The sequence below is a fragment of the Neokomagataea thailandica NBRC 106555 genome (assembly GCF_001598495.1).
Classification (GTDB): domain Bacteria; phylum Pseudomonadota; class Alphaproteobacteria; order Acetobacterales; family Acetobacteraceae; genus Gluconobacter; species Gluconobacter thailandicus_A.
Genome location: NZ_BCZB01000001.1, coordinates 37,896 through 64,737, shown reverse-complemented (window position 1 = coordinate 64,737; position 26,842 = coordinate 37,896). Strand labels below are relative to the sequence as shown.

Annotated in this window: 26 protein-coding genes and 1 riboswitch; of the genes, 8 read left to right on the top strand and 18 right to left on the bottom strand. The window is 53.4% G+C overall.

The features are described 5' to 3' along the window. Positions 1-37: 37 nt before the first annotated feature. Positions 38-196: riboswitch (FMN riboswitch) on the top strand. A gap of 146 nt (positions 197-342) precedes the next feature. From ribD to ribH, 4 genes are read left to right on the top strand one after another with little or no spacing between them, the layout of a single operon-like run. After that, complete coding sequence (gene ribD / locus NTH01S_RS00265) at positions 343-1,383, top strand: bifunctional diaminohydroxyphosphoribosylaminopyrimidine deaminase/5-amino-6-(5-phosphoribosylamino)uracil reductase RibD (RefSeq protein WP_068167622.1); 1,041 nt, start codon at positions 343-345, stop codon at positions 1,381-1,383. Next, positions 1,368-2,006, top strand: a complete 639-nt coding sequence (locus NTH01S_RS00260) for a riboflavin synthase (protein WP_068167620.1) — start codon at positions 1,368-1,370, stop codon at positions 2,004-2,006. The genes ribD and NTH01S_RS00260 overlap by 16 nt, the downstream gene beginning before the upstream one ends. Then, positions 2,003-3,256 (top strand): bifunctional 3,4-dihydroxy-2-butanone-4-phosphate synthase/GTP cyclohydrolase II, encoded by a 1,254-nt coding sequence (locus tag NTH01S_RS00255; RefSeq protein WP_068167618.1) that lies wholly within the window; start codon positions 2,003-2,005, stop codon positions 3,254-3,256. Before NTH01S_RS00260 ends, NTH01S_RS00255 begins: the two co-directional genes overlap by 4 nt. Continuing rightward, the gene (gene ribH, locus NTH01S_RS00250) at positions 3,253-3,732 is read left to right on the top strand and encodes a 6,7-dimethyl-8-ribityllumazine synthase (protein ID WP_068167615.1); all 480 of its coding nucleotides are present in this window, start codon (positions 3,253-3,255) and stop codon (positions 3,730-3,732) included. The genes NTH01S_RS00255 and ribH overlap by 4 nt, the downstream gene beginning before the upstream one ends. Positions 3,733-3,772: 40 nt before the next feature. Here ribH and NTH01S_RS00245 read toward each other — a convergent pair whose 3' ends face one another. The 3 genes from NTH01S_RS00245 to NTH01S_RS00235 are packed head-to-tail and all read right to left on the bottom strand — an operon-like array spanning position 3,773 to position 5,179. Next, positions 3,773-4,000 (bottom strand): tautomerase family protein, encoded by a 228-nt coding sequence (locus NTH01S_RS00245; protein WP_068167613.1) that lies wholly within the window; start codon positions 3,998-4,000, stop codon positions 3,773-3,775. Between the two features lie 15 nt (positions 4,001-4,015). Next, positions 4,016-4,759 (bottom strand): SDR family oxidoreductase, encoded by a 744-nt coding sequence (locus tag NTH01S_RS00240; protein WP_068167611.1) that lies wholly within the window; start codon positions 4,757-4,759, stop codon positions 4,016-4,018. A 24-nt stretch (positions 4,760-4,783) separates the two neighbouring features. Next, positions 4,784-5,179 carry a (R)-mandelonitrile lyase gene (locus tag NTH01S_RS00235; RefSeq protein WP_068167609.1) on the bottom strand — a complete coding sequence of 132 codons (396 nt, stop codon included), beginning with the start codon at positions 5,177-5,179 and terminating at the stop codon, positions 4,784-4,786. 123 nt (positions 5,180-5,302) lie between these two features. On the opposite strand from NTH01S_RS00235, the gene NTH01S_RS00230 reads away from it, so the two are divergent. Then, positions 5,303-6,208 (top strand): LysR family transcriptional regulator, encoded by a 906-nt coding sequence (locus NTH01S_RS00230; RefSeq protein WP_068167607.1) that lies wholly within the window; start codon positions 5,303-5,305, stop codon positions 6,206-6,208. 93 nt (positions 6,209-6,301) lie between these two features. On the opposite strand, the gene NTH01S_RS00225 is transcribed toward NTH01S_RS00230, so the two are convergent. From NTH01S_RS00225 to NTH01S_RS00210, 4 genes are read right to left on the bottom strand one after another with little or no spacing between them, the layout of a single operon-like run. After that, positions 6,302-6,664: a hypothetical protein gene (locus NTH01S_RS00225; protein ID WP_370664287.1), complete on the bottom strand. Its 363-nt coding sequence runs from the start codon at positions 6,662-6,664 to the stop codon at positions 6,302-6,304. A gap of 27 nt (positions 6,665-6,691) precedes the next feature. After that, positions 6,692-8,164: an efflux transporter outer membrane subunit gene (locus NTH01S_RS00220; RefSeq protein WP_068167605.1), complete on the bottom strand. Its 1,473-nt coding sequence runs from the start codon at positions 8,162-8,164 to the stop codon at positions 6,692-6,694. After that, a complete protein-coding gene (locus tag NTH01S_RS00215) occupies positions 8,161-11,337 on the bottom strand; it encodes an efflux RND transporter permease subunit (RefSeq protein WP_068167603.1) in 3,177 nt (1,058 codons plus the stop codon). Before NTH01S_RS00215 ends, NTH01S_RS00220 begins: the two co-directional genes overlap by 4 nt. Before the next feature lie 6 nt (positions 11,338-11,343). Next, positions 11,344-12,552 (bottom strand): efflux RND transporter periplasmic adaptor subunit, encoded by a 1,209-nt coding sequence (locus NTH01S_RS00210; RefSeq protein WP_084366782.1) that lies wholly within the window; start codon positions 12,550-12,552, stop codon positions 11,344-11,346. Between the two features lie 115 nt (positions 12,553-12,667). Between NTH01S_RS00210 and NTH01S_RS00205 the strand changes: the two genes are divergently transcribed. Next, positions 12,668-13,345, top strand: a complete 678-nt coding sequence (locus NTH01S_RS00205) for a TetR/AcrR family transcriptional regulator (RefSeq protein ID WP_157070805.1) — start codon at positions 12,668-12,670, stop codon at positions 13,343-13,345. A gap of 2 nt (positions 13,346-13,347) precedes the next feature. Here NTH01S_RS00205 and NTH01S_RS00200 read toward each other — a convergent pair whose 3' ends face one another. The 5 genes from NTH01S_RS00200 to NTH01S_RS00180 are packed head-to-tail and all read right to left on the bottom strand — an operon-like array spanning position 13,348 to position 18,553. Continuing rightward, complete coding sequence (locus NTH01S_RS00200; RefSeq protein ID WP_068167599.1) at positions 13,348-15,792, bottom strand: hypothetical protein; 2,445 nt, start codon at positions 15,790-15,792, stop codon at positions 13,348-13,350. A gap of 35 nt (positions 15,793-15,827) precedes the next feature. Next, positions 15,828-16,502, bottom strand: coding sequence for a MotE family protein (locus tag NTH01S_RS00195; RefSeq protein WP_068167597.1), 675 nt, complete (start codon positions 16,500-16,502; stop codon positions 15,828-15,830). A gap of 6 nt (positions 16,503-16,508) precedes the next feature. Further along, positions 16,509-16,973 (bottom strand): DUF6468 domain-containing protein, encoded by a 465-nt coding sequence (locus NTH01S_RS00190; RefSeq protein ID WP_068167595.1) that lies wholly within the window; start codon positions 16,971-16,973, stop codon positions 16,509-16,511. Between the two features lie 15 nt (positions 16,974-16,988). Further along, positions 16,989-18,110: a flagellar motor switch protein FliM gene (gene fliM, locus NTH01S_RS00185; RefSeq protein ID WP_245642008.1), complete on the bottom strand. Its 1,122-nt coding sequence runs from the start codon at positions 18,108-18,110 to the stop codon at positions 16,989-16,991. Further along, positions 18,107-18,553 (bottom strand): flagellar basal body-associated FliL family protein, encoded by a 447-nt coding sequence (locus NTH01S_RS00180; RefSeq protein WP_068167593.1) that lies wholly within the window; start codon positions 18,551-18,553, stop codon positions 18,107-18,109. The genes fliM and NTH01S_RS00180 overlap by 4 nt, the downstream gene beginning before the upstream one ends. A 93-nt stretch (positions 18,554-18,646) precedes the next feature. On the opposite strand from NTH01S_RS00180, the gene NTH01S_RS00175 reads away from it, so the two are divergent. Both NTH01S_RS00175 and NTH01S_RS00170 read left to right on the top strand, forming a co-directional pair. Continuing rightward, positions 18,647-19,756, top strand: coding sequence for a lytic transglycosylase domain-containing protein (locus tag NTH01S_RS00175; RefSeq protein ID WP_245642006.1), 1,110 nt, complete (start codon positions 18,647-18,649; stop codon positions 19,754-19,756). 215 nt (positions 19,757-19,971) lie between these two features. Beyond that, positions 19,972-21,384, top strand: a complete 1,413-nt coding sequence (locus NTH01S_RS00170; protein WP_068168084.1) for an amino acid permease — start codon at positions 19,972-19,974, stop codon at positions 21,382-21,384. 12 nt (positions 21,385-21,396) lie between these two features. On the opposite strand, the gene NTH01S_RS00165 is transcribed toward NTH01S_RS00170, so the two are convergent. The 6 genes from NTH01S_RS00165 to pstC are packed head-to-tail and all read right to left on the bottom strand — an operon-like array spanning position 21,397 to position 26,817. Beyond that, entirely contained in the window at positions 21,397-22,719 is a 1,323-nt protein-coding gene (locus tag NTH01S_RS00165; protein ID WP_068167591.1) for a sensor histidine kinase, read from the bottom strand. A 4-nt stretch (positions 22,720-22,723) separates the two neighbouring features. Next, positions 22,724-23,449, bottom strand: coding sequence for a response regulator (locus NTH01S_RS00160; protein WP_068167589.1), 726 nt, complete (start codon positions 23,447-23,449; stop codon positions 22,724-22,726). Then, positions 23,446-24,168 (bottom strand): phosphate signaling complex protein PhoU, encoded by a 723-nt coding sequence (phoU, locus tag NTH01S_RS00155; RefSeq protein ID WP_068167587.1) that lies wholly within the window; start codon positions 24,166-24,168, stop codon positions 23,446-23,448. The genes NTH01S_RS00160 and phoU overlap by 4 nt, the downstream gene beginning before the upstream one ends. Positions 24,169-24,173: 5 nt before the next feature. Beyond that, on the bottom strand, positions 24,174-24,956 hold the full coding sequence (gene pstB, locus NTH01S_RS00150) for a phosphate ABC transporter ATP-binding protein PstB (protein WP_068167585.1): 783 nt from the start codon (positions 24,954-24,956) through the stop codon (positions 24,174-24,176). Positions 24,957-24,973: 17 nt separating this feature from the next. Then, positions 24,974-25,846 (bottom strand): phosphate ABC transporter permease PstA, encoded by an 873-nt coding sequence (gene pstA / locus NTH01S_RS00145; protein ID WP_068167584.1) that lies wholly within the window; start codon positions 25,844-25,846, stop codon positions 24,974-24,976. Further along, a complete protein-coding gene (pstC, locus tag NTH01S_RS00140; protein WP_068167583.1) occupies positions 25,843-26,817 on the bottom strand; it encodes a phosphate ABC transporter permease subunit PstC in 975 nt (324 codons plus the stop codon). Before pstC ends, pstA begins: the two co-directional genes overlap by 4 nt. Between the last annotated feature and the right edge of the window lie 25 nt (positions 26,818-26,842).

The window sequence follows — 26,842 nt, the reverse complement described above, 5'->3', positions numbered from 1 at the left end:
AAAACCAATTTCTCTCCCCATAAATATCGTATTGAACAAACGTTCTCAGGGCGGGGTGTAACTCCCCACCGGCGGTAATGTGAGGCTTCGGCACCACAAAGCCCGCGAGCGCCCCGGCCCATCAACGGTTGGGGGTCCAGCAGATCCGGTGTGACTCCGGAGCCGACGGTCATAGTCCGGATGAGAGAGAACGCAGTAACGGCCCCGGTGGTCAGACGTTTACACAGTCGTCCTGTGTCCAAACGTCACACCCCGGCTCTGTGCGGCGTGTGCCTTGGGAGTGTTCCGATCTGGAATACCCAACCGGGATGTAAGTGACACGCCTTGACCAATGCGACCAACATGTCTGCTCTAACGCTGTCACCGGCGCATATCCGGCCAGTGTTCCATGCGCTGATTACACAAGCCACGGACACCCTTGGAGCAACCGCTCCGAACCCTTCCGTCGGCTGCGCATTGCTCGATAAAAACGGTGCGGTCCTCGCCACTGGCACACACCCCAAAGTCGGCGCTCCACACGCAGAAATCATGGCTATCAACGAGGCTCATCAAAAAGGCGTCCTCGATCAAGTCCATACGGCGCTCGTCACACTTGAACCGTGTAACCATACCGGGCGCACACCGCCATGCAGTGAAGCGCTCCTCAACACATCCGTTCAAGACATCTGGATTGGCGCGGCAGACCCCAACCCCAAAGCATCCGGCGGTGCCTCACGCCTGCGCGAAGCCCCCGGCAACCGCAACGTCACCTTCTTATCTAACCATGCGGAACTGGCTGACCTCGCAGAAGACTGCGCCGCGCTCATCATACCGTTTCAACAACGCGTCCTGAATCAGCGCCCATGGATCAGCATCAAGCAAGCTCTGAATGACGCTGGCTCGATGGTTCCCCCAAAAGGGCAAAAGACCTTCACATCCGCAGCATCACTCACCCTCGCACACCGCCTGCGCCGCGCAACGGATGCCATCATTACAGGCATCGGCACAGTCTTGACGGATGACCCCTCTTTCACCGTGCGGCACGTCCCCGACCATATGGGGCGAGGCCCACGCATTATCGTTGTTTGTGACCGTAGCGGCGGTCCCTTTGGCCGTATGCCTACTTTATGGCGTGCACGCATGGCCGAAGCAGGCTTTACCGTTCTCGTGAGCGACAACCTCGCCAATGTTCCTGCTCTTTTGGCAGAACATGGCGTCAATTGGGCTATGGTAGAAGGTGGCCCAGCCCTCTTGAAAGCCGTCTCAGAGCTCAATCTTTGGGATGACTGGCTCACCATTCACAAAACCAATACGGCTGACCGTATCGACATAACAACGCAGCACGGCCCCCACGGCCTAAGCCCCCTGCGCCTGTTGAGGGAAAAAACATGTTCTCCGGAATAATCGAACGTCTGGGCACTGTCCGTGCCGTCTCCCTCCGTGATTCCGCCATGGATCTCACTGTGGAAACCCACATCACAGACCTCGAATTAGGGGAAAGCATTGCCGTCAACGGCGTCTGTTTGACCGTTCAATCCTTCGATCATGCGGGTATTGCCTCCTTCCACCTCAGCGGTGAGACCCTCTCCCGTACCCCTCTTGGCGCACTCACCGTCGGCGCACGGGTCAATCTGGAACGTGCCGTCGCGGCCAGCACCCGCCTCTCTGGTCATATCGTGCAAGGCCATGTGGACGGCGTCGCCACACTCACAAGCCATTCCCATGCCGGAGATTCTCACGTCCTGCGCGTCTTCGTTCCGCAAGATCTGCGCCGTTATGTCGTGGAAAAAGGTTCTATCACCTTTGATGGCATCAGCCTCACCGTTAACGCCCTATATGATGGCATCACCCATAACGAGCAAAGCGGCTTTGAAATCAGCCTCACCATCATCCCGCACACATGGGAACATACGAACCTCTCAAGCCTCTCCCCCAATGCGAAGATGAATGTTGAGGTCGATGTGCTGGCCAAATACGTTGAAAACCTCGTGCGCTTCTCCCCACATGCCGGAGGAACACAGTCATGACCCCACACCTCAAAGCCGCCATTGAAGCCTATCGCCGCGGCGGTATGGTCGTCATGGTGGATGATGAAAACCGGGAGAATGAGGGTGACCTCGTCATGGCCGCCCAGTTCGCCACACCTGAAGCCATTAACTTCATGGTCAAGGAAGCACGCGGCCTCATCTGCCTCCCACTGGAAACAGAGCACGCAGACCGCCTGAACCTGCCCCCTATGGTTGAGAAGAACCGTGACCCACGCGGCACGGCCTTCACCGTCTCCATCGAAGCAGCCACCGGCGTCACCACAGGCATTTCCGCCGCAGACCGCGCCCGAACCATCGTGGTTGCCGCGCATCCAGATGCCGTGGCAGCAGATCTCATCTCCCCCGGTCATATCTTCCCCCTCCGCGCCCACCCCCAAGGGGTCATCGCACGGAATGGCCATACCGAAGGCTCTATTGACCTCGCGCGCTTAGCGGGACTGCACCCTGCCGGGGTAATCTGCGAAATCATGGCCGATGACGGCAGCATGATGCGCCTGCCAGAACTCCGCCGCTATGCCGCAAAACACGGCCTGCCCCTCATCAGCATTGCCGAACTACAAGACTGGTGCCGGGTCAACGGGCGCGATGCCGTCTCTGACACAACGCCCATCACAACCCCCATTCCACCACCAGCAGAAGCCATCGCATCCTCAGCGCTGCCCAGCCTCTTTGGTGGACATGATCTGCGCATTCATGCCTTCCGCGCCGTGGATGGCGTTGAGCATGTTGCCCTCGTCAAAGGGGACCCTACCCAAGGCACACCGCTCGTCCGCTTGCACTCCGAATGCGTGACCGGCGATGCCCTCGGCTCCTTACGCTGCGACTGTGGCGCACAACTTCGCGAAGCACTCGAGCGTATTTCCGCCTCAGAATCCGGCGTATTGCTCTATCTGCGTGGCCATGAAGGGCGCGGCATTGGCCTCGCCAACAAAATCCGTGCTTATGCTTTGCAGGACCAAGGCATGGACACAGTGGACGCGAACGAAGCTCTCGGCCTCCCTGCTGATGCTCGTGAGTGGGACGCCGCCGCCGATATTCTACGGCATCTCGGTGTGGAGAAACTGCGCCTCCTGACCAATAACCCGGATAAAGAATCCAACCTTATGCGCTTCGGCTTCAACGTCGTCGCACGGGAACGGCTCGAAATCGCGTCAAACCCGTTTAACCGCGCCTATCTCTCCACCAAACGCACCCGTATGGGGCATTTTCTTCAGGAACAAACATCATGAGCAAGTCCATCCCCGTTGCCCCAGACCTGAAGCTCACACCGGCACCACGTCTCGCTCTGGTCGTTAGCCGTTTCAACACCGATATTACCGGTGGCCTGAAAAATGGTGCACTCGAATGGCTTGGTGAACGCGACATCACCGATGTCGATGTCTATGACGCACCAGGCGCCTTCGAACTCCCCCTTCTAGCACAGCGCCTTGCGAAATCAGGCCGCTATGAAGGCGTCATCTGCCTCGGCTGCGTGATTAAGGGCGATACCGCACATTTCGAGTTTATTTCCCTCGGCGCAACCATGGGCATCATGCAAGCGCAACTCAACACCGAAACCCCTATCGCCTTCGGTATCCTCACCACCTACACCGAAGAACAAGCCATCGCCCGCTCACGCAAAGATGCTGAGAATAAAGGGCGTGAAGCCGCGGCAGCCTGCGTCGAAAGCGTAGCCTTCCTGCGCAATATCCCTGCATCCGCCTAAACACAAAAATGGCAGGCTCATTCTAAGCCTGCCACTCGTATCACATAGAATAACCGGGCTTTTTGTATAGCGTCGCCTGCTTCGCGTCGATCTCCGGGCCATAAACCTGATCACGCCAATCATCCGGCGAGACTTCCTCAATCCCAACCGAAACAGACCCTTCACTACTGCCTAAAATACGCACTACATCCTGAGACAACGCATCAGCCAATTCCTGCTTTTGCTGCTCTGATTTCCCCGGCCATAACTTTACAACAATATGCGGCATACAGGCTCCTCGCTATCACCAAGGCTGAGACGCAGGCCCAACCGTAAATTCATTAATCGTTGTATCTTCTGGCGTATCAATCGCAACCGAGACAACGCGCGCAATGCGATCCGGCGTAATGGCATATTGCTTATACAAACCCTGCATAGCCTCCGCCGCCTTCTCATGCGTAATACCGCCTAGAAGCTCGGTGCTAATTGCAGCCGGATAGATCGTGGACGTACGAATATTCGTCCCTTCTGCCGCGGATTCCATCCGCAACACTTCCATAAAATTACGAACGAACCATTTCGTACCGCCATAAATGGCAGCACCCGGATACGCTTTCAGCCCTGCAACAGAAGACGTCGCGATAATCTGACCCGATTTCTGCTCAGCAAAAACGGGCATGACTGCCGCCACACCATTCAGAACGCCTTTGATATTCACATCCACGGCGTTATTCCATTCCTCCACCTTCAAAGCAGAGACAGGTGCCGTCGGCATCACACCGGCGTTCAAAAAGATCACGTCCACCCGGCCAAAAGTCTTTTTCGCCAGTTCCACAATGGCCGCATTATCTGCCGGATTAACCACATCTAACCCGGTATACACGACCTCTCCACCACCTTGCCAAATCTGCTCCGCAATCTTCTCCAAGCGCTCTTCTCTACGTGCGCCAAGCACAACCTTCGCACCTTGCTGTGCCAGCAAAAGTGCCGTCGCTTCGCCAATACCAGAAGACGCACCGGTGATAATGACCACTTTATCTTTAATCATAATACTACCCCACTCGCCCTAACATTAACCTGCATATTGTTGGTCTGAGACATGCTCTAACCAATCCACAACCTTGCCATTCTCCACTTCCTGAATCGCAAGATGCGTCATCGCTGTTTCCTGTGCCGCGCCGTGCCAATGTTTTTCTCCCGGCGCGAACCACACCACATCTCCCGGGCGTATTTCCTCAACAGGACCACCCCAACGCTGCACGCGCCCAACACCTGACGTCACGACCAGTGTTTGCCCCAGTGGATGCGTATGCCACGCCGTCCGTGCCCCGGGCTCAAACGTCACATTAGCGCCTTGAACACGCTCTGGCGCAGTTGGATTGAATAATGGGTCCACACGCACGGTGCCGGTAAACCACTCTGCCGGCCCACGCATGGAAGGCTTATGTCCTGCTCTAAAAATATCCATGAGATTATTCCTGCTATGGTACTTCAGCGATACGCTGAGTCGTGTCCTAGCAAGACTGTAAACACGCCATAGGCAAAAGATTAGCGCTTATAAAATACATGAATTTGTGAAATATATTCATCAATGGCACGCACACCCCTTCATGACATCACAGCATTTCTCATGGTGGCCCACAAGCGCAGTTTCACCAAAGCTGCGGCAGAACTCGGTGTCACCCCATCGGCACTGAGCCATACAATACGCGCACTGGAAGAACGCCTCCAACTCCGGCTATTATCCCGCACGACACGCGCCGTCGCTCCCACAGAAGCTGGTGAGCAGCTACAACGCCGCCTCTCTCCCTTATTTGAGCAGGTCAATACAGAGATCGAGGCCATTACATCCCTCAGCAAAACACCGTCTGGCTCTATTCGCATCACATGTGTCGATGCCGCTATTGAAACCGTTTTCCGCCCAAAACTCCGCGCATTTTTAACAAAATACCCTGAAATCAACGTCGAATTCAGCATGGATTATGCACTGGTTGATATCGTCGCTGAACGTTTTGACGCTGGGGTACGTATTGGCGCGTCCTTAGAAAAAGATATGATCGCCACATGCATCAGCCCAAAATGGCGCTTTTGCGTCGTTGGTACCCCGGCCTATTTTGAGAAACACGGTATTCCCTCCACCCCACATGACCTCAGTGACCATAAATGCATCAATATGCATATGAAAACTGCAGGTGGACATTTCCGATGGGAGTTTCAAACACCCCAAGGGCGAGATTTTTCTTTAAAAGTGAACGGACAAGCCACCTTCAATACAACATTTTTGGTCTTATCAGGCGCTCTTGACGATCTCGGCCTTGGATATGTTCCTCGCACCATTGCTGAGCCCTATTTAAAAAGCGGTCAACTTGTGGAAGTCCTTGCCGAATGGTGTCCTGAATATGATGGGTACTATCTCTACTACCCTAGCCGCAAGCAGCACTCCCCCGCATTCGCTGCCTTTCTTCAAGCCATGCGCTGGACGGACGAAAGCGCCTGACAGCGTACCCCCCGCCCCATCTCTAAGAGATGACAATATCTCACCAACGCGTGATACAAGTGTCGAAAACGCCCCTGTATCACGCCATCATGATTACTCGTTCGAAGGCACAATCTGCACAGGCAAAGCCTGTACCCGAATGACCTTGCCGCTCTGATCATAATAAATCACCGAATCACCACGGCGCTCTGCCCAACCATCTGGCTTGCCATCTTTCGTACGAAACAAAAGACGAAAAGCGTCTGGCTGTTCAATCACTTTATCGCCGGGAGGACGATACGTGAAACGGCTGAAATCCGCGTGGTTCTTCGGTAATGATGAACTCCGATACACGTCATGCATGCTCGGCTTACTCGGCCCGTCATCATCAGCACTTTGCGCATGAGCCACACCACACGCCGCAACAGCACAAAAGCCCGTAACAGCAACTAAAGGAAGAAAAGTGACTCTACGCAAAGGGTTCTCCAATCATCAGATGCAGGCTCAGCGCCCTGCCTTCTCCGCCTGAGCAGATGAGGCTACCTTAGGCGAAACCGTTTTCGCACTCCAGCCACCCCCTAGAGCGCGGTAAACCGTTACCAAATTCGCAAACCGTGCAGCCTGCACCGCAATATGATTTTGCTGCGCTTGGTACAAGGTCCGTTGCTGCTCCAAAGCCGTCAAATAGCTATCAATCCCAGCATGATAGCGCATCATAGCCAAGTCATATGCTGTTTGAGACTGCTGAACCAAACCTGCCAAATGCTTTTCTTGCGCCGTATAAGTCTCGCGTGCTGTTAATGCATCAGACACTTCACGGAAGGCCGATTGTACCGCCTTCTGATACTGCGCCGCAGACTGCAAGGCGCGCGCCTTAGCAATATGCAGGTTCCCTTCGTTCTGCCCCCACGTAAAGATCGGCAGGGAGATCGATGGAGCGATAGACCATGTCTCAGCCCCCGGCGTGAAGAGATGGCGGAATTGAAGCGCGCTCGTCCCCTCAGAGGCCGTCAACGTCACGCGTGGGTAAAACGCCGCACGCGCCGCACCAATGCTCGCATTAGCGCCTAACAACGTGTGTTCAGCAGCCTGAATATCTGGACGCTGCTGCATTAAGTCTGATGGCAAGCCTGCCGGCAAATCACTCAACATTGTTTGCGCACCAAACGGTGCCGGTGCGGGCAATGTTGCCGGTAAAGGCATACCAACTACCAATTGCAACGCATGCTCATCATCCGCAACCGCACGGCGATACTGCGCTTCATTCGCCGCAGCCTGCTCAACCTGTGTCCGCACTTGCGCTAAAGTCAGCGCATCGGTTTCCCCATGGTCATAAGCCAGTTGCGTCAACGATAGTGTATGCTGCTGCGACGCCAGGGTATCCTGCGTGACACGCAGCAACTCACGATCACCCAACCACTGGATATACGTATTCGCCACCTGAGATACTGTCGTAATCAGCACATTACGCGTGTTCTCAGCACTGCTCAGAGCAGCTTCCGCTTCCTGCCGAGACAGATTTCGTATCCGCCCCCACAGATCCACTTCATAAGACGAAAATCCGATCGACGTTTGAAAGAAGCGTAGCGTACCAATGCTGCGCCCAGACCCTGGAGCAAACGCAAAACCCGCCGTATCTGAAGGAGACATGAACATGCCACTTCCTCCCGCCGAAATGGTGGGGAAAAGTGAAGCATGTTGTACCTCATACTGCCCTTGCGCTTCCGCCACGGCAGCCGCTTGCGCAGCAAGGTCACGGTTATTTTGCAACGTCAGCGTAATGAGAGCTTTCAGGCGTGGATCCGTGAAGAAATCCTGCCACCCCAAATTTGCCGTTTGTGCCGCAGCTTTAACGCTTTTTACCCCCGTATCTGCCGGATAGGCATCCTGCACCATGGGTGCAGGGCGGTGATAATCAGGCGCCATATTGCAGCTCGACAGCATCAAAAGCGCTGCCAGTCCGAGACGGATTTTCATGCGCTGTGCTCCCCATGTGCAGGCATATCAGCATTCTCATCCAAATGAGCGTACGGGTCCTTACGGTCCTTGATCGGCTTCACACGGAACAGGCGTAGAATGACAACGAAGAAGACCGGAACGAAATACACCGCCAGCAATGTCGCTGAGAGCATACCACCCACAACGCATGTCCCAATCGCCACACGCGCAGCAGAACCCGCACCTGTTGCAATCGCAAGCGGAAACACACCGCAGACAAACGCAATCGACGTCATCAGAATTGGCCGCAAACGCTCACGCCCTGCTTCCAAGACTGACTCTTCCAAAGAACGCCCTTGTTCGAAGAAGCTTTTCGCAAATTCCACAATCAGAATAGCGTTCTTCACCGACAGCCCGACCGTCGTCAGCAAGCCGACTTGGAAGTAAACGTCATTATTGAGGCCACGCCCCAACGTCGCTGCAATAGCCCCCAACACACCCAAGGGCAGTACAAGCATAACGGATAGCGGAATAGCCCAGCTTTCATAAAGAGCAGCCAAGCACAGCATAATGACAATCGCAGCCAGCACATAAAGCGGCCCCGTCGCACCTGCCGAAGCCAACTGCTCATATGACAAGCCCGTCCACTCATAGCTAATCCCATGAGGCAGATGAGACAGGATCTTTTCCATCTCGCCCATGGCTTGACCAGAGCTTGCGCCCGCAGCGGGTTGGCCCTGAATCTCGTACGAGTTCATGCCGTTATAGTCTTCAACCTTTTGCGGACCACTGACCCAGTGCCCATCCACAAAGGCATTCAACGGAACCATCGTGCCAGATGCATTACGGACGTACCAACGGTTCAGATCTTCCGGCGTCATACGCGCCCAATCTGCACCCTGTATATAAACCTGCTTCACACGGTCATTACGCATGAATTGGTTCACATAGGTGGAGCCAAAAGCCCCTTGTACGGTGGTATTAATATCTGCGTTGGACAGGCCCAGAGCATTCGCACGCTCACGGTTAATTTCCATCGCAAATTGCGGCGCATCTTCCATGCCCAGCGGACGCACCGCCTGCAAGACAGGGTTCTTAGCGGCTTCCATCAGAACTTGGTTACGCGCATTCAAGAGAGCTTCATGCCCCAAATGCCCGGTATCCTCCAACTCCAGATCAAAACCGGTCGCATTGCCCAGTTCCATCACGGCTGGCGGATTAACGGCAAAGATTTGCGCCATTGGGTTCATCCAGAAATGCATCATGACCTGATTAGCAACCGTCATGGTGGTATTCTGCTTACCCGGGCGTTCATCCCATGGCTTCATACGAATGAAGAAAGCACCCGCACTTTGCCCTTGCCCAGCAAAACTGAACCCGGTCATCGTGAAGACAGACTTCACCGTCTTGCCGTATGTTTTCAGTACATAATCAGAGATCTGACGGTTCACTTCAGCCGTTTGCTCAGCCGTTGCGCCAGCCCGCATCGTCACCTGACCAAAAATGACGCCTTGGTCTTCATCCGGCAAGAAACCGCCCGGAACACGGTTAAACAAGAACACGACACCGGCCGTAAGAATAACAAAGGCCAGCATGCTCAAAACAGGGCGTCCCACCATCCGGCGAACACCACCCAAATATCCACGGGTCAAACGATCAAAGTTACGGTTAAACCACGCAGCAGGCCCCTTATCGGGTGCTTTATGCGTTGGCTTCAACATCGTACCGCACAATGCTGGCGTCATCACCATCGCCACCAGAACGGACAGCCACATAGCCGCAACAATCGTGATAGAGAACTGACGATAAATAACACCGGTCGAACCACTAAAGGCCGCCATCGGCAAAAAGACAGCCGATAGCACCAGCACAATACCAATCAAAGCACCTGAGATTTCATCCATGGACTGACGTGCAGCCTCACGTGGTGAAATCCCCCGCTCGCTCATCACGCGCTCAACGTTTTCAACAACGACAATTGCGTCATCCACCAACAGGCCAACAGCGAGAACCATCGCCAACATCGTCAGCGTATTGATCCCATACCCCATAGTGGAGAGCAGACCGAACGTCCCCAACAGCACCACTGGAACAGCAATGGTCGGTATCAGCGTGGCCCGGAAATTCTGCAAGAAAATCAACATCACCAAGAAGACCAGCGCAATGGCTTCCAGCAACGTTTCAATCACTTCATGAATGGAAAGCGTAATAAAAGGGGCTGTATCCAGCGGATAAACCACCTTCAACCCCGGGGGAAAGTAACGGCTCAGCTCACCAATACGCTCACGCACCGCCGCAGCCGTTTTCAGCTGGTTAGCACCCGGTGCCAACTTAAGCGCCATCGCAGCCGCAGGGTGGTTATTATACATGGAAGACAGCGCATAGCTTTGCGCACCTAGTTCAACCCGTGCGACATCTTTCAAGCGAACTTGGCTGCCATCTTGCTGAACTTTCAGCAGAATTTGCTCAAACTGTTCCGGCTTGCTGAAGCGCGTTGGGCCAAGGATCGTCGCGTCAAAGCCAATGGCTTTCTTCGCTGGCAAACCACCCAACTCACCCGCAGAAACCTGAATATTCTGCGCTGAAATCGCATTTTGTACGTCACCAACCGTCAGGCTGTAATTATACAGCTTGGCCGGGTCCAACCAAATACGCATCGCATATTCAGAACCGAACAACGTATGGTCACCGACGCCAGACACGCGCGACAGCGGATCGGAGATATTAGACGCTACATAATCCGAAATATCTTGGCCGCTCATGCTGCCATCTTCGGAAATGAAAGCCGCCACCAACATAAAGTTCTTAGTGGCCTTCGTAACGCCAATACCCTGCGACACCACTTCTTGCGGCAAACGAGGCTGGGCAAGCTGGAGCTTATTTTGCACCTGAACTTGAGCAATATCGGGGTTTGTCCCCTGCTCAAACGTCAGGTCAATTTCCATCTGTCCACTCGCGTAAGAAGACGCTGACAGATATTCGAGATGATCCAAACCATACATCTGCTGCAAAATCGGCCGAACAACCGTGTTGTTCACCGTTTCCGCAGATGCCCCCGGATACATAACGCTAATCGCGATTTGCGGCGGAGCAATACTCGGATATTGCGCAATCGGCATGCGGGTAATGGCCACGCCACCCACCAGCATGATGATCAACCCGATAACCCATGCGAAAATCGGTCGATCAATAAAAAAGCGTGATAAGCTCATAATCTCTTACTCCGCCTTTCCCGCGGATGCAGCAGGCGCTTCCTGCGGTGACACTTTCGCTCCGGGCTGAATTTTTTGCAGACCACTCGTCACAACACGGTCGCCCTCAGCCAAACCTTGCGTCACCAACCAGTCCGTACCAATGGCACGCGATGTCTCAACAAAGCGCATCGCCACAATATTTTGAGCGTTCACAACCATCACGTAAGGCTTGCCCTTCGCGTCACGCTCAACCGCAACTTGCGGCACCAAAATACCCTTCGGGTCCACACCCTCTTGGATGCTGGCATGCACAAACATACCCGGCATCAACAAACGGTCTGGGTTTGGGAATACAGCCCGCATCACCAACGTGCCCGTAGCCGGGTCAACCGTGACTTCGGAGAGTTCCAACTTACCAACTTGTGGATAAGCTGAGCTATCTTCCAACTGAAGATGAACCGCTGCATCACCACCATTGCGCTGCAACTGCCCATTCGCCAATTCACGGCGCAAACGCAGCATATCTGCCGCCGGCAAATTCACATCAACGTAAATCGGGTCCAACCGCGTCACCACCGCGATAGGCTGTGTCTGGTTCGCCGTCACCAATGCGCCCGGCGTATACAATGTACGACCAATACGGCCATCAATCGGCGCTAAAACGCGCGTATAGCGCACATTCACAGCAGCAGATTCAACATTCGCCTTTGCCTGCGCAACCTGAGCATCAGCCTCACGGGCAGCGGCTAATGTATTGTCATACTCTTGGTCACTAATCGCGTGGGCACGCACCAAAGGCGCATAACGGCGCAACTGACCCTGCGCACGGAATGCCGCCGCCTGAGCATTTTGTAACTGCGCCTTAGCCTGATCATACGCAGCCTGATAGGGCGCCGCATAAATCTGGAACAACTGCTGTCCCGCTTTGATGTCCGTACCCTGCTCAAAGTTACGGGACACAATCACACCGCTCACCTGCGGCCGAATCTCACCTTGTTCAACTGCATCAATGCGGCCCGGTAAAGACGTGTCTAACGTCACTGGCTGTGTCTTAACCGTCTGCACAACAACTGGTTGAGGCGGCATTTGCGGCATGGCGGGCTTCTTGTCACACCCCGCCAAAATCAAAGGTACACTCAGGAGTGAAACACCCCCTACGGCACGCAAAACAGACAAACCCGAATCAACAGTTCCCCTCACACATCGTGAAGAATTCTTTTCAAAAGAAAGCATGATACTGAGCCAATCCTATGATAGAGAAACTTCCTAGTTTCCTTTATTGAGACGGAAACTAGCTGGTTTCCCCCAATCTCGTCAATCAACTTACAGAACCTAAGGAATTAATTTTTTGTCGCGCCCCGTCCCCACACCGTCTGAGCCCACCTCTCCTGACTCTACCCAGCATTGCTGCGGGCGGCGCTACGACTCGATGGATGAGACAACGCGCCGGAATCGCATTTTGGATGCCGCCTGCACGGCAATTTGTCAGCATGGTTACCACGCGGCCTCTATGGACAACGTTGCCACTTATTCAGGGATGTCTAAAAAGACCCTGTATCATTTTTACCCATCAAAACGCACGCTTTTCGAGGCTGTGATTCTTGAACGCCTCTTCTCACGAATCGTTTTTATGCCAGACCCTAAAGACACCCTTGAGGAACAATTACTTAAACTGACGCTGCAAAGCGCTGAAGCCTTACTCAACCCCGAAAAAATTAACCTCTTACGCTCTGTCATCGCGGAAAGTGGACGGAATCCCGAAATTACCGAGCGCATTACGCAACTTTTTGAAGTTTCTAAAGCCAATTTTCCCATCCAAGACTGGATCGAAACACAAGTCAAACAAGGCACCTTAAAGATACCCAATGTGCATGACGCCGCAGACCAGCTTTTCGGCAGCGCTATCGGCGGGACGTTACTTGCCCATCTTTGCACCTGCAAACGCCCACGTACGGGAAAAGACCTTGAAGACTTTATCCGCAGCAGCATAAAAGTCTTCATTACAGCCCATATCTCTCCTCCATAAATTTACTCGACAGCATGCCCTGTTACGATGCGGAATAACCCTGCGGATGATGTCCGCATCATCGCCTCACGATAGCGCGTCCATAATCCCTCTTGGACCACTATATCTTGGGCACGAGACGCATCACCCGCCGCATGTAAGAGAATTGCAGCCTGCACATCATCAAGCACAACCGGCGCTCCCTGCGAGGCTGCCGACATAGCAAATTGCCTCAAACGCGCCGCTTCTGCCGTTTTCCAGTCCTTCGTCTCTTCAGCAAATTCCGCCAGTAACGCTGACGCTCGTTGATCTGTATACGGTTGCAGCACAGCCATCGCCTCCGCAGGCCGCTTTTGCACCATTAATAAACGCGCTCTTAAACACGCAATATCGGACGTTAAAGCTGCTCCCGCCCCCCCCGAAGACGATTCTTGCGCAGAAAGAACATCCAGATCTCGCGCAGCCATATCCACATCACCAAGAGCGAGGTCTAGCTCTACCAATCTCACCAAACGCTGCCGATGCTCACGCGCATTGTCGTCTTCTGTAACGTGCCGCAGCATCTCCCGCTCCTCAAAAGGCAAGCCCAAACTCTTATAACGCTCCACCAAAGCCTGCCGGAAAATCCGCTTCGTTTCCGACGATACTTGATCCTGTTGCAACAAAACCTGCCGCAATAACCCCGCTTCTCCGGCCCGTTGTTCAATACTATCAGGCAATTGCGCCCTCATACCCCGCGCAATACACCGCAAGGTCTCATCATCATCGCCAGAAAAAGACCCATAACTCGCTCTTAGGACCTCCTCCAAAGCAGCCCTCATCCGCCCCGACTTTAACTGCACCTCCACAAGAGTATGCTCCGCTTCCCGCCCTATCCCTGCCATCCGAAAACTTGGCATGAGTTGGCCCAAATGATGCGCAGCATCATCTTGGGATAACTGCTTGTTCTCAAGCGCATACTGAATTTGTAAAAACCGCGCCTCAGGCCATATATGCGGGGACGCATTATGCGCTAAAATATCCAATTCATGAGCCGCTTGTGGTGCATTAAACCGCATATCACGCACCGCATAAGCCAAAGCCGTATCAGACGTTTGGGGCAAAACCTCTAAAGCTTTTTGTGTTTCTTTATCACCATAACGCGCAATCCACAGCGCCGCAGGCCCCATCAAAGCCATTTGCAAAGGCCGCGCATAGGACAACAAAGACGGCAACCCCGATGCAATCAATTGTGCCGTTTGCGCACGCTCTGCCGGATCCTTCAACCGCACAGGCACCCCCAATCGCCCCAAACGAGGATCATCTGGTAGTGTCCGGACCATGCCGCGCCAGAACTGATCTTCCGGCGCCGTTCCTCCATCATCCATTAAAACATCATCACGCACACGCCCCAGCAACACGGAAGCCACTTGCTGCAAACGCCGGACATCACTCCGGGCCGAAGCCTCCGGCTCATCACGTATAATAGTCCGTAAAATCTGATCCATTTGCGCTGCCTGCCCCAACCGCGCTGTCATTTGCGCCAAATGAATACGCGTGTTCAGCCTCTCTCCGGGAGAAGATGCAGACACCGCAAACCACGCATCACGCACCGCGCCGCGTAACGCCTCCGGCGTTCCTTGCCCCAAAGAAACCGCGCTCAACGCTGCACCAGAGCCCGGCAGGTCTCTCAGCGCAAATAACGAATCCTCCTCTTCCCCTAACCGGTCCAATACAAACCGCCCTGTAAGGTTGCGCAATTCCAGTGAATCGTCATCCGCCGCAACCACCAGCCCAATCACACTCGACCGAACCAGATACCCATCCCCCCGCACAATACGCTCAGAAGACACATGCCCAGCACGTACCATTCCCACCAATAAGCGCCGCCCAGAAAACGGATCATCAATCTGCACGCTCTCCAAACTCGCATCTTGCTCAGGCGGCACAAAACTCATACCTCGGCCCCAGCGCCCCAAAGACATCTCAGCCTGGATATCTGCTGCGACCTCAACATCCCACCCATCACCTTGTGGCTTCACACCCACCCGGATACCCTCAGGCAGAGTAAACGTAATAATCGTTACACCCGGCAAAACATGGCTACGGACCGGTGCAAAACACCCCGCCTCAAGCCCCCCCAACGTATCCAAATCATGCTCACCACGCGCAACAATGACGCCGTGCGTTCCATCCCGAAACATCGCAATCGGTGTACGCTCCCCCAATGGCAGCCACAAACCACTCACCGCAGGCGCGCTTGATAACGCTCCATTCTCTTCCGTTACAATCGGCGGAGCTTGACGCCCTCCCACGACAGTCCAACCAGCAGGCAGAGACGGCCACCCAGCAAGAGGCGGTACAGCCACAGACGGTACCTGCGCCACGGCAGCTTCTGGTACATCAACAGGGGCAGAGATTTTTACTTTATGATGACGATGATGCTTAAAAGAAGAAGCTCCTTGGGCACAGGCTAGTGAATTGTACATAATCAAAAGCCCACACAAGACCCACCCAATATGCCTCATCCGTTATGCGCCGTCAGGGGTACAGGTTGATTATGCGTATTGGCCAAAAGCTGCGTCGCCAAAATCGCACGCTGCGGAGACATAACCTCTAAGATGGCTGAGGCTTTCCGTGGTGTCATACGGCTTAACAAGCCAACGCCGATCCTCAGATCCATGATATTCAGTATAGCCGCAGCATCCACAGGACTCATCGCTTCATAAATTTTGACCAAGCGATCGGCATCTTGGTCCACCAAACGTGCCGTCTGCTGACGGCTCGTATCCAAGCGGCTGCGCGCTTCCTCCAATGCCGCCATTTTCTTTTGCAATTCAGCTTCTGCCACTTCAATCACGGCTTGACGATCCATCAAAGCACGCTCCCGACGGTCCAGTGCTTTTTCACGCTCCGCCAAAGACACTTTCAAAACCGGATCTAAAGGAGCTGCGGTGAACGGCCCTGAACACCCCCCGCCTGCACAACCATTCTGCACCATCACATCATGACGAGTACTCTTGCGTTGCCCAGAAGACGGCACAGACGCCAATGCACCTTCTGAAATGCCCTCTGCACGCGCTCCCGCCACAACAGGCAGAGCGTCCACATCCAACCAGCGTGACGCCAGATCATACACCATGACACCCATCAAAAGCATCATGACGGTACTGGCACCATACAATACACGCAAAAGCATCGCCCGTTATCCTTGCTTTTGCCGTAATGCCCTCAGCAATTCACGCTCCGCCGCGCTTTTACCGAAACCACCAGCCCCCTCTGCCACGCCTATGGCTGTAGCCTTATGCCGTATACGCCCGGGACTATCCCCTGATATGTCAGAGCCGCGCCTCTGGAAAACACTTCCCTCCAACTGCGACGCCAGCGCTTCCGAGCGCTCACACAGCCCTATCAAATCATGCTTCAGCACCTGCCCTGCTTCCACCATTTTACTCAGCGCGCGCCCAACACTGTCACTAGAATTGTGCAACTGATTAATACCGTTTTGAGCGTCTTCGCTATACTGCCGCAGGTTCAGTACCATTTTATCCAAATCTGTACGGTCACGACGCAATGCCCTCAACGAACGCCCCAAATGTAAACACACAAAAAGCGTGATCAGAAGCATAAAAATAAGAGACAATTCAAGAAAACTCTGAAGTGAATTCATGTCTTTTATACCACTCTATACATAATTTTTATTTTGTAGTTTTGTATCTCGCCCCATAAAAACATCTTCTATACAAATGGCTATATTACCCTGCTTTTTTCCCACGCGCCCTTGGAACAAGGTTTTATCACCACATCGCAAGCGCACTTTCCCGTCAGGATTACGCCGCATCATCAACTGATCGCCCGGTGACAGTGAAACAATATCGCTTAACGCCATAACCTGCTCTTCGAGCACAGCATCAAAAGTAATATCAGTTTGCCACAACTCTTGAGCGAGATGATTTTCCCAAATACCGTCATGACCAAATTTCTCGCCCATGAATTGCTGCAAGAGAATATCGCGTACAGGCTCTAACGTGGCATGCGGTAAAATCAGATCAATATCGCCTCCCTGCCCATCCATATCGATCCCAAAACGCGCCATCACCACACCATTCGCCGCCCGCGAAATCGTCGCAAATCGTGGATTTAGCTCCAAACGTTCAAAGCGAAAATTCACCGCACAAAGCGGACTAAAACTGATCGACAGATCACTCAAAATCATACGGACCAATGGTTCAACCAAAGACCGCTCAATGGCTGTATGATGCCGCCCCTCTTGCCGGTCCGCCGCCTGCATCGCCCCCACGGACTGGCCACGATCTCGCCCCCCCATAAGAGAGTCCACCACGCTATAAACCAGCGATGAATTTAGAACGAGAATACCGTAGCCATCCCATTCCTCTGCTTTAAACACGACAAAGGTCGAACGCGGGGAAACATTATCCAAATAATCCCCAAAACGCTGTGACCCCAAACGATCCATTGAGAGCTCAACATTATCACTCGTAAAATTGCGTAAGCTCGTCGTGAAAATCCGCAATAGGCGGTCAAAGACCACCTCCAACATCGGCAAACGTTCATAAGAAACGTGAGACGAACTCATCAAACGAGTCAGCCCCGTTTCGTCACGCTCATCTCCTTGGAACGCAGCATCACCACCAAATAAGCTATCAATCTCCGCTTGATTCAGGATGCGCCCATCATGTTCATCATCATCACTGAAACCAAAGTCATCGAGCGAAACCGCATTACGCGGCACGGGCATCTCAGCATCCCCCTGCCCGATGGGAAACTCTTCTCCTTGGTCCGTCACTGAACCAAAACCTCTACAAAGAAGAGGTCCTTCACCGGAAGCGGTGCCATAATGTTTTCAATCTGCACCAACATGGTTTCCCGCAAACGATAAATCCCAACCCCTTCCATCTCATCTGGCCTCATACCGTGAAGACATGTCTGGAAAGCATCCTGAATTTGCGGCATCACAAGAGCCATCTTTGCAGCATCTGGCGTCCCTTCGGTTTGAACGCGTGCTGTAATTTTGACATAGCGCGCCCGCCCATCGCCCGTATCAAGGTTCGACATAATCGTGGGAATAGACAGAATGGTTAAGGCTGACTTTTTGACATCTCGCGCAGGCGGTGGTTGATGCATTTTTTGAAAACCCAAGACTCCAAGCACACACAGCAACACGACAACGCACGCGCTAATAACGGCAAATTTGCGTTTTGTGTTCGACGCGCCGCTTTGCTCTTTCATGTCTGGACCTATCGCCACCGCTTGCTCGCCCTTGCACTGCACAGAGCCCTATCATGCGGTGGAAAGGTTAACTTTAGGTATACAATCACCTCCTTGCACGCATCATATATTGGTCTTTTGTCGGTCCTCTTGCTGACAAGCTGCGCAAGCCACCGCTCCCCTTATGACCGCTACAGCATGGCAAACCCCACTTATCGCGCCCCCGGCACTGCTGCAGACCCGTGGGGACCATACATCCACGAAGCGTCACAGCACTCATCCGTGCCAGAAAGCTGGGTACGTGCCGTCATGCACCAAGAATCCGGAGGGCACGAATACCTAGACGGTCAACCCATCACCTCAAGCTCAGGCGCCATGGGCCTCATGCAACTCATGCCCCAAACTTATGCCGACATGCAGGACCGCCTTAACCTTGGGGCAGACCCTTACGACCCCCATGACAACATCGCCGCCGGGACAGAATATATCGCTCTTCTTTCACGCAAATATGGCTCACCAGCGTTCCTCGCAGCCTATAATGCTGGCCCCCAAAGATTAGAAGCCTATCTCAACCAATCCCGCCCCCTCCCCCATGAAACGGTGGCCTATGTCGCAGCCATCAGCCCACACCTGAATGACGTTCCCCCCGTCACCTCGGAAACGGTCAATACCGCCCCAGACGACAATACAAACTCCGTCCGCACCGCATGGGCAAAGCGCTCCTATACACCCGTCGCCTCTACCCCTGCCGAGACAGACAACCTCCCAGCCCCCGTCTCCACCGTACAGTGTGACCCTAATGCCGCGTATGATTCGTCAGATCGCTGCTCCTTTCCCCTTCCTACACTCGCACCGCCGACCCCAACACCCAGCAATGCAACACCCGTCCTCCCACCAACCTATGCAGCAACAGGCCCCACCACTACGCCAACACCATCACACACCACACCAAACACGTCCCCAGCCTCGCATTACGGCACATGGAGTATACAAGTTGGTGCCTTTAACAGCATAGGACAGGCCCGTTTTGCCGCAACAATGGCCCGACAAGCCGCCTTTTCTACGCTTCAATCAACACAAGCCACAGTCCAAGCCATTAACATCAATGGCCGTACACTCTGGCGTTCACGCCTCTCTGGCCTTGATGCCCATAGCGCGACGACCGCATGCCATCAGCTCAGCACACAAAATTTTGCCTGCATTCCAAAAGGCCCTGGCCAATAACATTGAGTTATAATTTTTCTGCCTATTTGGAGCCAAATAGAACACAATTCATAAAAAAAATCGTGAAATAGGTTCTTTTTTTGATCGTACACCACGCGCAATGAGATCATTTCGGCTATGGTTCATGCGCTAGAAGCATATCAGCCAAGCATGACCGGCAGGAAACCGGCCGCATGCACTCTCATTGCCCTACGTGTTCACAGCAGGATGAACAAATGACGTCTCACCCCGTTCCGCCTACCAATACAATGCCCGATAACTCCATAAGTGAAGAGGGCTACCATAAGGATCTGGGCAGCCGTCACATCCAGATGATCGCCATCGGGGGGGCCATCGGTACCGGCCTTTTCTTAGGCGCAGGCTCTCGGCTTCAAATGGCAGGACCTTCGCTTGCTATCGCTTACGCCGTTTGCGGTGCCTTCTGCTTTCTGATTTTGCGCGCCTTGGGAGAACTGGTCATGTACCGCCCCACAAGCGGCAGCTTTGTGACCTATGCCCGCGAGTTTCTAGGCGAGAAAGCCGCCTATGTCTCTGGCTGGCTCTCCTTTCTCAATTGGGCGACAACCGGCATCGTCGATATCACCGCTATCGCCCTTTATATGCATTATTGGGCTGTTTTCTCTGTCGTTCCTCAATGGGTCTTTGCCCTTGGTGCTCTTGCAATCGTTGGCACCATGAACATGATCGGCGTGAAATATTTTGGTGAGATGGAATTCTGGTTTTCCCTCATTAAAGTGGTCGCCCTCGTCATTTTCTTAATTGTTGGCATTGTGGTTCTCGGCAGCCGCCACCCCGTTGCGGGGCAAGATACGGGCCTACACCTCATCACCAGCAATGGCGGCTTATTCCCTCACGGAATTCTCCCTGCATTAATGCTCATGCAAGGCGTTGTTTTCGCATATTCCGCCATTGAGTTAATCGGTACCGCAGCAGGAGAATGCCGGGACGCACGCAGTGTGCTGCCTAAAGCCGTCAATAGCGTCATTTGGCGCATTGGCCTCTTCTATGTCGGATCCGTTGTCCTGCTCGTTTGCTTACTGCCTTGGACCGCATACCACGCCGGCGTTAGCCCCTTTGTTACGTTTTTTCAAAAGCTTGGTATCCCCGGCATTGGTACCATCATGAACATCGTGGTGCTCTCAGCCGCTCTCTCCAGCTTTAATTCTGGCCTGTACTCAACCGGCCGCATCCTCCGTGCACTCGCCCTTGGCGGGTCAGCCCCAAAAGCCTTTGCGCGGATGAATAAAAGTTCCGTCCCCTATTTCAGCATTCTCGCGACATTATGCGTCTATCTCGTAGGCGTTCTTCTGAATTACTTCATCCCGTCTCAAGTCTTTGAAATCGTCCTTAATCTTGCAGCCATCGGCATTATCGGCACATGGGCCAGCATCCTGCTATCACACATGCGCCTCCGTGCCGCCATCAAACAAGGCACCATTGCCCCTACCGGCTTCGCCATGCCAGGTGCCCCCATCAGTAACTGGGCTACACTTGGTTTCCTTGGCTTTGTCGTGGTCATGATGGCCTTTGATTACCCATCAGGCACTTACACCGTCGCTAGTATTCCGCTCATCGCCCTTCTTTTAGCCGGCGGCTGGTGGATTATTCAGCGCTCACGCACACAGTAAACGTAAAGAGCTCTAAACCTCTGCCAGTTCACCGTCTTCCGCACTGGCAGAGCCGACCGAACAAGAGACGCGATCAGCCCCTACATCCCCCACCGAAGGCGGCAGCCACACAAGACAAGACGTCCCCTGATTAGGGGCACTCGCCATATGCATACGCCCCTGATGCCGGTCAATAATATGCCGCACAATGGACAAGCCTAGCCCAGAGCCCTGCGCTCTTTTGGCTTGTTCCGCGTTAACAACGCGGTAAAAACGCTCCGCCAAACGCGGCAAATGATGCGCCTCCATACCGCGCCCATCATCTTTCACGCTCAAAACAACACCACCCTCTGTAGGCCAACGGTCATCCTGCTCAATAGCCCGTCGCGCCAACAACGTGACCGTCAGGGTTTTATCATCATGTTTGCCATAACGTAGCGCATTTTCGATCAGGTTCAGCATCACCTGAACCAATTCATCTTCATCCGCGTGAATGAATAAATCGTCTTCAATATCAAAATTAAGAGCGTAGCCTTCCCCCTCAAAACGTGGGGCAACCTCATCCAACACCAACGCCATAAGATCAGAGACTTCCACAACATTCTGTGGCTTCTGATGCTCATGCGCTTGCACACGAGACAAATACAGTAACCTATCAATCAAGCGCTTCATACGCGCAGATTGCTGCGCCATAACGTCCAAAAATTGCTGCCTTACAGCATCATCTGTACTCGCACCACCATTGCGCAAGGCATCAATAAAGCCACTCAATGATGCAAGAGGCGTCCGTAGCTCATGGCTTGCATGCGTTACAAAATCAATCCGCATACGATCAAGCGCATGCGCTTCACTCCGGTCCGTCAACACGACCAAAATACGGTCATTCAAACGTTTAGAACTCGGAATATGCCGTAACGCCAAAAACATCGTACGCTTAATGGGAACATCCAGAGTAAACGTTGTCGAGCACACAGGCGGCGTGCCCTCTGGCGCATGCGCTTCCGCGCGCAATGCCGCAGACAAAGCGCCACGCGCAGCAGGGTGGCGCAAAATTGCCCCTATACTATCCCCAAATTGAGAAACAGCTTCCCGATTCGCCTGTATCAGCGCCCCCAATGTGTCCAACAACAAAACGGCCCCGGGGAAACCATCAATGGGTAACTCCGGCAGCTCCTCATCGCGGTTATTCTGCATGACTTCTTGCTGCGCCGTCAGGCACCCACGCACATAACGCAAACGACGGAGCGTAGAAAACGCCACACCCCAGCCTATGAGCGCTGCCAGGGTGAGTAGAACAATTCCAAACCACAGCGGGTCACCACTGCTGAGAGCGAGAGACAACCCATGCGGTTTCACTTAATCAACCACCTTCTTGGACGACTGGCCCGTCATCCAACGCATAACCCGCAGCGCGTACTGTCCGCACGAGATCCGCCTCATTAGGCCCATTAATGGCCTTGCGCAGACGCCGGATATGCACATCAATCGTACGAATCTCGACGTGGATATTCTGCCCCCAAATCCGCCGTAATAAATCTTCCCGAGAGAACACCTTACGGGGATTACGGATCAACAGATCCAAAAGCCGATACTCCGTAGGCCCCAAAGATAAGAGCCGCCCGCCACGCTCCACACGATGCGTTTCAGGGTCCAATGTAATGTCAGCAAACGTCAAAACATCATATGAAGATTGATGACGACGCAACAACGCCCGCAAACGCGCATCCAAAGTATCGATACTGCACGGCTTAATGAGATAATCATCTGCCCCAGTATCCAAACCACGTATCGCATCCTGCTCTTCAGAGCGTGCCGTCAACAACAACACAGGCAGGTCACGCAATGCCGGATTACTACGAATCCGACGGCACAAGTCCAACCCGGACAAGCCGGGAAGCATCCAATCTAACACAGCAGCGTCTGGACGAGACGTCGTTAAAAACTCCAATGCACTTTCCGCATCAGATGCCATTTCAACACGATAACCTCGCTGCTCAAGGTTATATCGCATCATCATAGACAGCGCAGGGTCATCCTCAACAACAAGAATGAGCCCCTTGGCACGCAGAGCTGTTGAGCCACTCACCGGTCAGTTACATCCACGATGTTTTCCGTCGTCGCAATCCCGCCACGAGGGCGAACTGCCGGAAGGTTTTCACCCGTCACCGCATAAAAAACACGCTCAGCAATGTTGGTCGCATGATCACCAATTCGCTCCAAATTCTTCGCAATGAACAAAAGCTCAGTGCAAGAACGGATATTACGCGGATCTTCCATCATATAGGTGACGAGCTCACGAAACAGAGCTGTATAATACTCATCAACAGCGCGGTCTGAATGCCAGACCTCCATCGCGCGGCTCGAATCCTGCTGCGTGATCGCATCAATAGAGCGGCGCAAATTGTCCTGCACCAAACGCCCCATAGAGCGCAGACCCGTCAATGTGATCTGCTCATTCGCACTACGAATACGCAATGAACGGCGCGCAATGGACGATGCATAATCCCCGATACGCTCCAAATCCCCCGTGATCTTCAACGTAGCTACGATCTCACGCAGATCACTCGCCATGGGGCTTCGCAGCGCCAAGAGACGAATAGCAAGAGCTTCCACATCACGCTCAAGAGCATCTACAGCAGGGTCTTGCTGCGTTGCACTGCTCGCGGCTTCTTCATTCTTCTCAGCAATCGCAGACAGCGCCAGCGCCACCTGATTTTCAACAATACCACCCATTTGTGATACCATCGAACGAAGCTGTCCCAGCTCCTGCTCGTAGCTTTTAACGATATGGGACCTGTCAACCATGATGATTATCCAAACCTTCCGGTAATATAATCTTGCGTCTGTTGCTGGCGTGGATTGGTAAAGATCCGATCCGCCGTATCCACTTCAACCAGACGCCCCATATAGAAGAATGCAACTTGGTCTGCACAACGCGCAGCCTGCTGCATATTATGCGTCACAATAACAATTGTGAACTCTTCCTTAAGCTCGTCCAAAAGTTCTTCAATACGCGCCGTAGAAATTGGGTCCAGCGCAGAAGTTGGCTCATCCAACAACAACACTTCAGGGCGTGTTGCAATAGAGCGCGCAATACACAAACGCTGTTGCTGCCCGCCTGACAGACCATTCGCTGGCGCATGCAGACGGTCCCGCACTTCACCCCACAAGGCAACGCGCGTCAATACATCCTGCACCCGTTCATCCATCTGCGCACGCGTCAAACGCTCATGAAGACGCACACCAAAAGCGATATTATCATAAATCGACATCGGGAAAGGGGTTGGTTTTTGGAAAACCATCCCAATCCGAGCACGCATGATGTTCAGATCAATCCCATTTTCCAGAAGATTACGGCCGTCAAACATGACCTCACCCTCGGCCCGTTGGCCGGGATATAAGTCATACATGCGGTTAAAAATCCGCAGCAGCGTAGATTTACCACACCCACTGGGACCGATCATCGCCGTCACCTTACGGGCGGGGAAATCGATATTGACGTCATGCAACGCATGATGCTGCCCATAAAAAAAGTTTAGATTACGGACCGTAAGAGCATTCTGCGGAGCGGCCGGTTGCTGAGTATCTGTCATGTCAGTGTCCTGTTCAATTATCCGCGGCGTGCTGAAATACGGACAGCAATGTTAATCGCAAGTACACCCAATGTGACCAAAAGTGCGCCTGCCCATGCGAGTTGCACCCAGTCGTCATAAGATGCACCAGCATATTGATAAATCGTAACGGGTAGGCTCGCCATCGGCTTGTTCAAGCTCAACGACCAATTCTGGTTACCAAGGGACGTGAACAATAATGGAGCCGTTTCCCCGCTCACACGCGCCAAAGCCAAGAGAATACCGGTCGTTACGCCCGCCTTTGCCGCACGCAAGCACAGAAAAACCGTTACCCGCCAGCGTGGCGCACCCAGCGCTGCTCCCGCCTCACGCATGGCCACTGGGACCAAGCGCAGCATATCTTCTGTCGTACGTACGATAATAGGCACAGCCAAAATAGCCAACGCCACTGAGCCCGCTAGTCCCGAAAAATGGCCAAAAGGAGCCACGAGCACCTGGTAGACAAAAAGCCCGACCAAGATAGATGGCACCGACATCAAAACATCCGAAATAAAACGTACGCAAGATGCAAAACGATTCAGTTTTGAGCCATATTCCGCAAGGTAAATGCCGCAGCCCAAACCAAGCGGAGTAGCAATCAAAAGACCAATAGATGTCTGGATCAAACTACCAATAATCGCATTGGCCAAGCCACCACCAGACCCCGGTGCGCCCATAGGCTTAATCAAAGCCGCGACAGATAAACCCGCCAAACCATTGAACAGCAAAGTCCAGAGAATAGACGCCAGCACAAGCACCAGAATACCCGCCGCCGCCATACCAAACAGCGTTGCCAGCATATCACAACGACGGCGGCGCGCCGCACGAGGGTTGGGAGCCCAGCCATCAATTTTAGAAGTTATGTCGCTCATTTCGTATCTCCACGGAGCGTACGTGCCAGAGCCAAACTAACGAATGAGAGCAACATCAAGATGAATCCTAACGCCAGCAGCGACGATAAACGAACAGAACCCGCCGGACTTTCAGGGAATTGAAGCGCGATCAAAGAAGCAACCGTACTGCGTGGGGCAAATACGGACCAACCGACATCCGTGACATTACCAATCACAAAGGTTACCGCCATCGTTTCACCCAAAGCACGCCCCATGCCCAAAACGGCAGCCCCGATCATTCCTGACCGCGACCAAGGCACGACAATTTTACGCATAACGTCCCAACGCGTTGCGCCCAGTCCATAAGCGCTTTCACGTAACATCGGCGGCACAGCACTAAAGACATCGCGCATCACAGCCGTCATAAACGGCGCAATCATTACCGCCAAAACAAGCCCCGCCGTTAATAGCCCCGTGCCAAAAGGGGCGCCATGAATGAGCGGTGCCAGAATGGGCGTATGCCGAAAGTGATGCGTTAAGAATGGCTGTATATGACGCGCAACAAACGGAACGATCGTAAAAAAGCCCCACATACCAAAGATGATCGACGGCACAGCCGCCAGCAGTTGCACGGCCATCCCGATCACAGAAGACACACGAGGTGAGGCAATAGCCGTCAACCAAAAGGCCGTCCCGAACGCCAAGGGAATCGCAATCATCACACCAATCAGTGTGCTGATAATTGTACCAAACAAAGGAGCCCAAGCGCCGTATTCATTCGTCACTGGGTTCCACACATTGTGAAACGCAAAATTTAGCCCGAAGATATGAAAAGCTTCTCGCCCGCCATATCCCATCAAAAGCACCAACCCACCCAGCACGAGCAACACCACAAGGGCGCTCCCACCGACGAGCACGTGAAAAAAACTATCTGTCCAGCCCGATTTTTTCTCTTCTTTTTCGAAAGAAGAAGGAGAAGTCTCGGTCTGCCTAGTAGGGGCAAGGGTCATGCTGGTTAGGCTCTAACATCTAAGT

Excerpts from the sequence above, each read along its gene's own strand:
- ribD (WP_068167622.1), top strand. The coding sequence starts at position 343 with ATGTCTGCTCTAACGCTGTCACCGGCGCATATCCGGCCAGTGTTCCAT.
- NTH01S_RS00260 (WP_068167620.1), top strand. The coding sequence starts at position 1,368 with ATGTTCTCCGGAATAATCGAACGTCTGGGCACTGTCCGTGCCGTCTCC.
- NTH01S_RS00255 (WP_068167618.1), top strand. The coding sequence starts at position 2,003 with ATGACCCCACACCTCAAAGCCGCCATTGAAGCCTATCGCCGCGGCGGT.
- ribH (WP_068167615.1), top strand. The coding sequence starts at position 3,253 with ATGAGCAAGTCCATCCCCGTTGCCCCAGACCTGAAGCTCACACCGGCA.
- NTH01S_RS00245 (WP_068167613.1), bottom strand. The coding sequence starts at position 4,000 with ATGCCGCATATTGTTGTAAAGTTATGGCCGGGGAAATCAGAGCAGCAA.
- NTH01S_RS00240 (WP_068167611.1), bottom strand. The coding sequence starts at position 4,759 with ATGATTAAAGATAAAGTGGTCATTATCACCGGTGCGTCTTCTGGTATT.
- NTH01S_RS00235 (WP_068167609.1), bottom strand. The coding sequence starts at position 5,179 with ATGGATATTTTTAGAGCAGGACATAAGCCTTCCATGCGTGGGCCGGCA.
- NTH01S_RS00230 (WP_068167607.1), top strand. The coding sequence starts at position 5,303 with ATGGCACGCACACCCCTTCATGACATCACAGCATTTCTCATGGTGGCC.
- NTH01S_RS00220 (WP_068167605.1), bottom strand. The coding sequence starts at position 8,164 with ATGAAAATCCGTCTCGGACTGGCAGCGCTTTTGATGCTGTCGAGCTGC.
- NTH01S_RS00215 (WP_068167603.1), bottom strand. The coding sequence starts at position 11,337 with ATGAGCTTATCACGCTTTTTTATTGATCGACCGATTTTCGCATGGGTT.
- NTH01S_RS00210 (WP_084366782.1), bottom strand. The coding sequence starts at position 12,552 with ATGCTTTCTTTTGAAAAGAATTCTTCACGATGTGTGAGGGGAACTGTT.
- NTH01S_RS00200 (WP_068167599.1), bottom strand. The coding sequence starts at position 15,792 with ATGTACAATTCACTAGCCTGTGCCCAAGGAGCTTCTTCTTTTAAGCAT.
- NTH01S_RS00195 (WP_068167597.1), bottom strand. The coding sequence starts at position 16,502 with ATGCTTTTGCGTGTATTGTATGGTGCCAGTACCGTCATGATGCTTTTG.
- NTH01S_RS00190 (WP_068167595.1), bottom strand. The coding sequence starts at position 16,973 with ATGAATTCACTTCAGAGTTTTCTTGAATTGTCTCTTATTTTTATGCTT.
- NTH01S_RS00180 (WP_068167593.1), bottom strand. The coding sequence starts at position 18,553 with ATGAAAGAGCAAAGCGGCGCGTCGAACACAAAACGCAAATTTGCCGTT.
- NTH01S_RS00170 (WP_068168084.1), top strand. The coding sequence starts at position 19,972 with ATGACGTCTCACCCCGTTCCGCCTACCAATACAATGCCCGATAACTCC.
- phoU (WP_068167587.1), bottom strand. The coding sequence starts at position 24,168 with ATGGTTGACAGGTCCCATATCGTTAAAAGCTACGAGCAGGAGCTGGGA.
- pstB (WP_068167585.1), bottom strand. The coding sequence starts at position 24,956 with ATGACAGATACTCAGCAACCGGCCGCTCCGCAGAATGCTCTTACGGTC.
- pstA (WP_068167584.1), bottom strand. The coding sequence starts at position 25,846 with ATGAGCGACATAACTTCTAAAATTGATGGCTGGGCTCCCAACCCTCGT.
- pstC (WP_068167583.1), bottom strand. The coding sequence starts at position 26,817 with ATGACCCTTGCCCCTACTAGGCAGACCGAGACTTCTCCTTCTTCTTTC.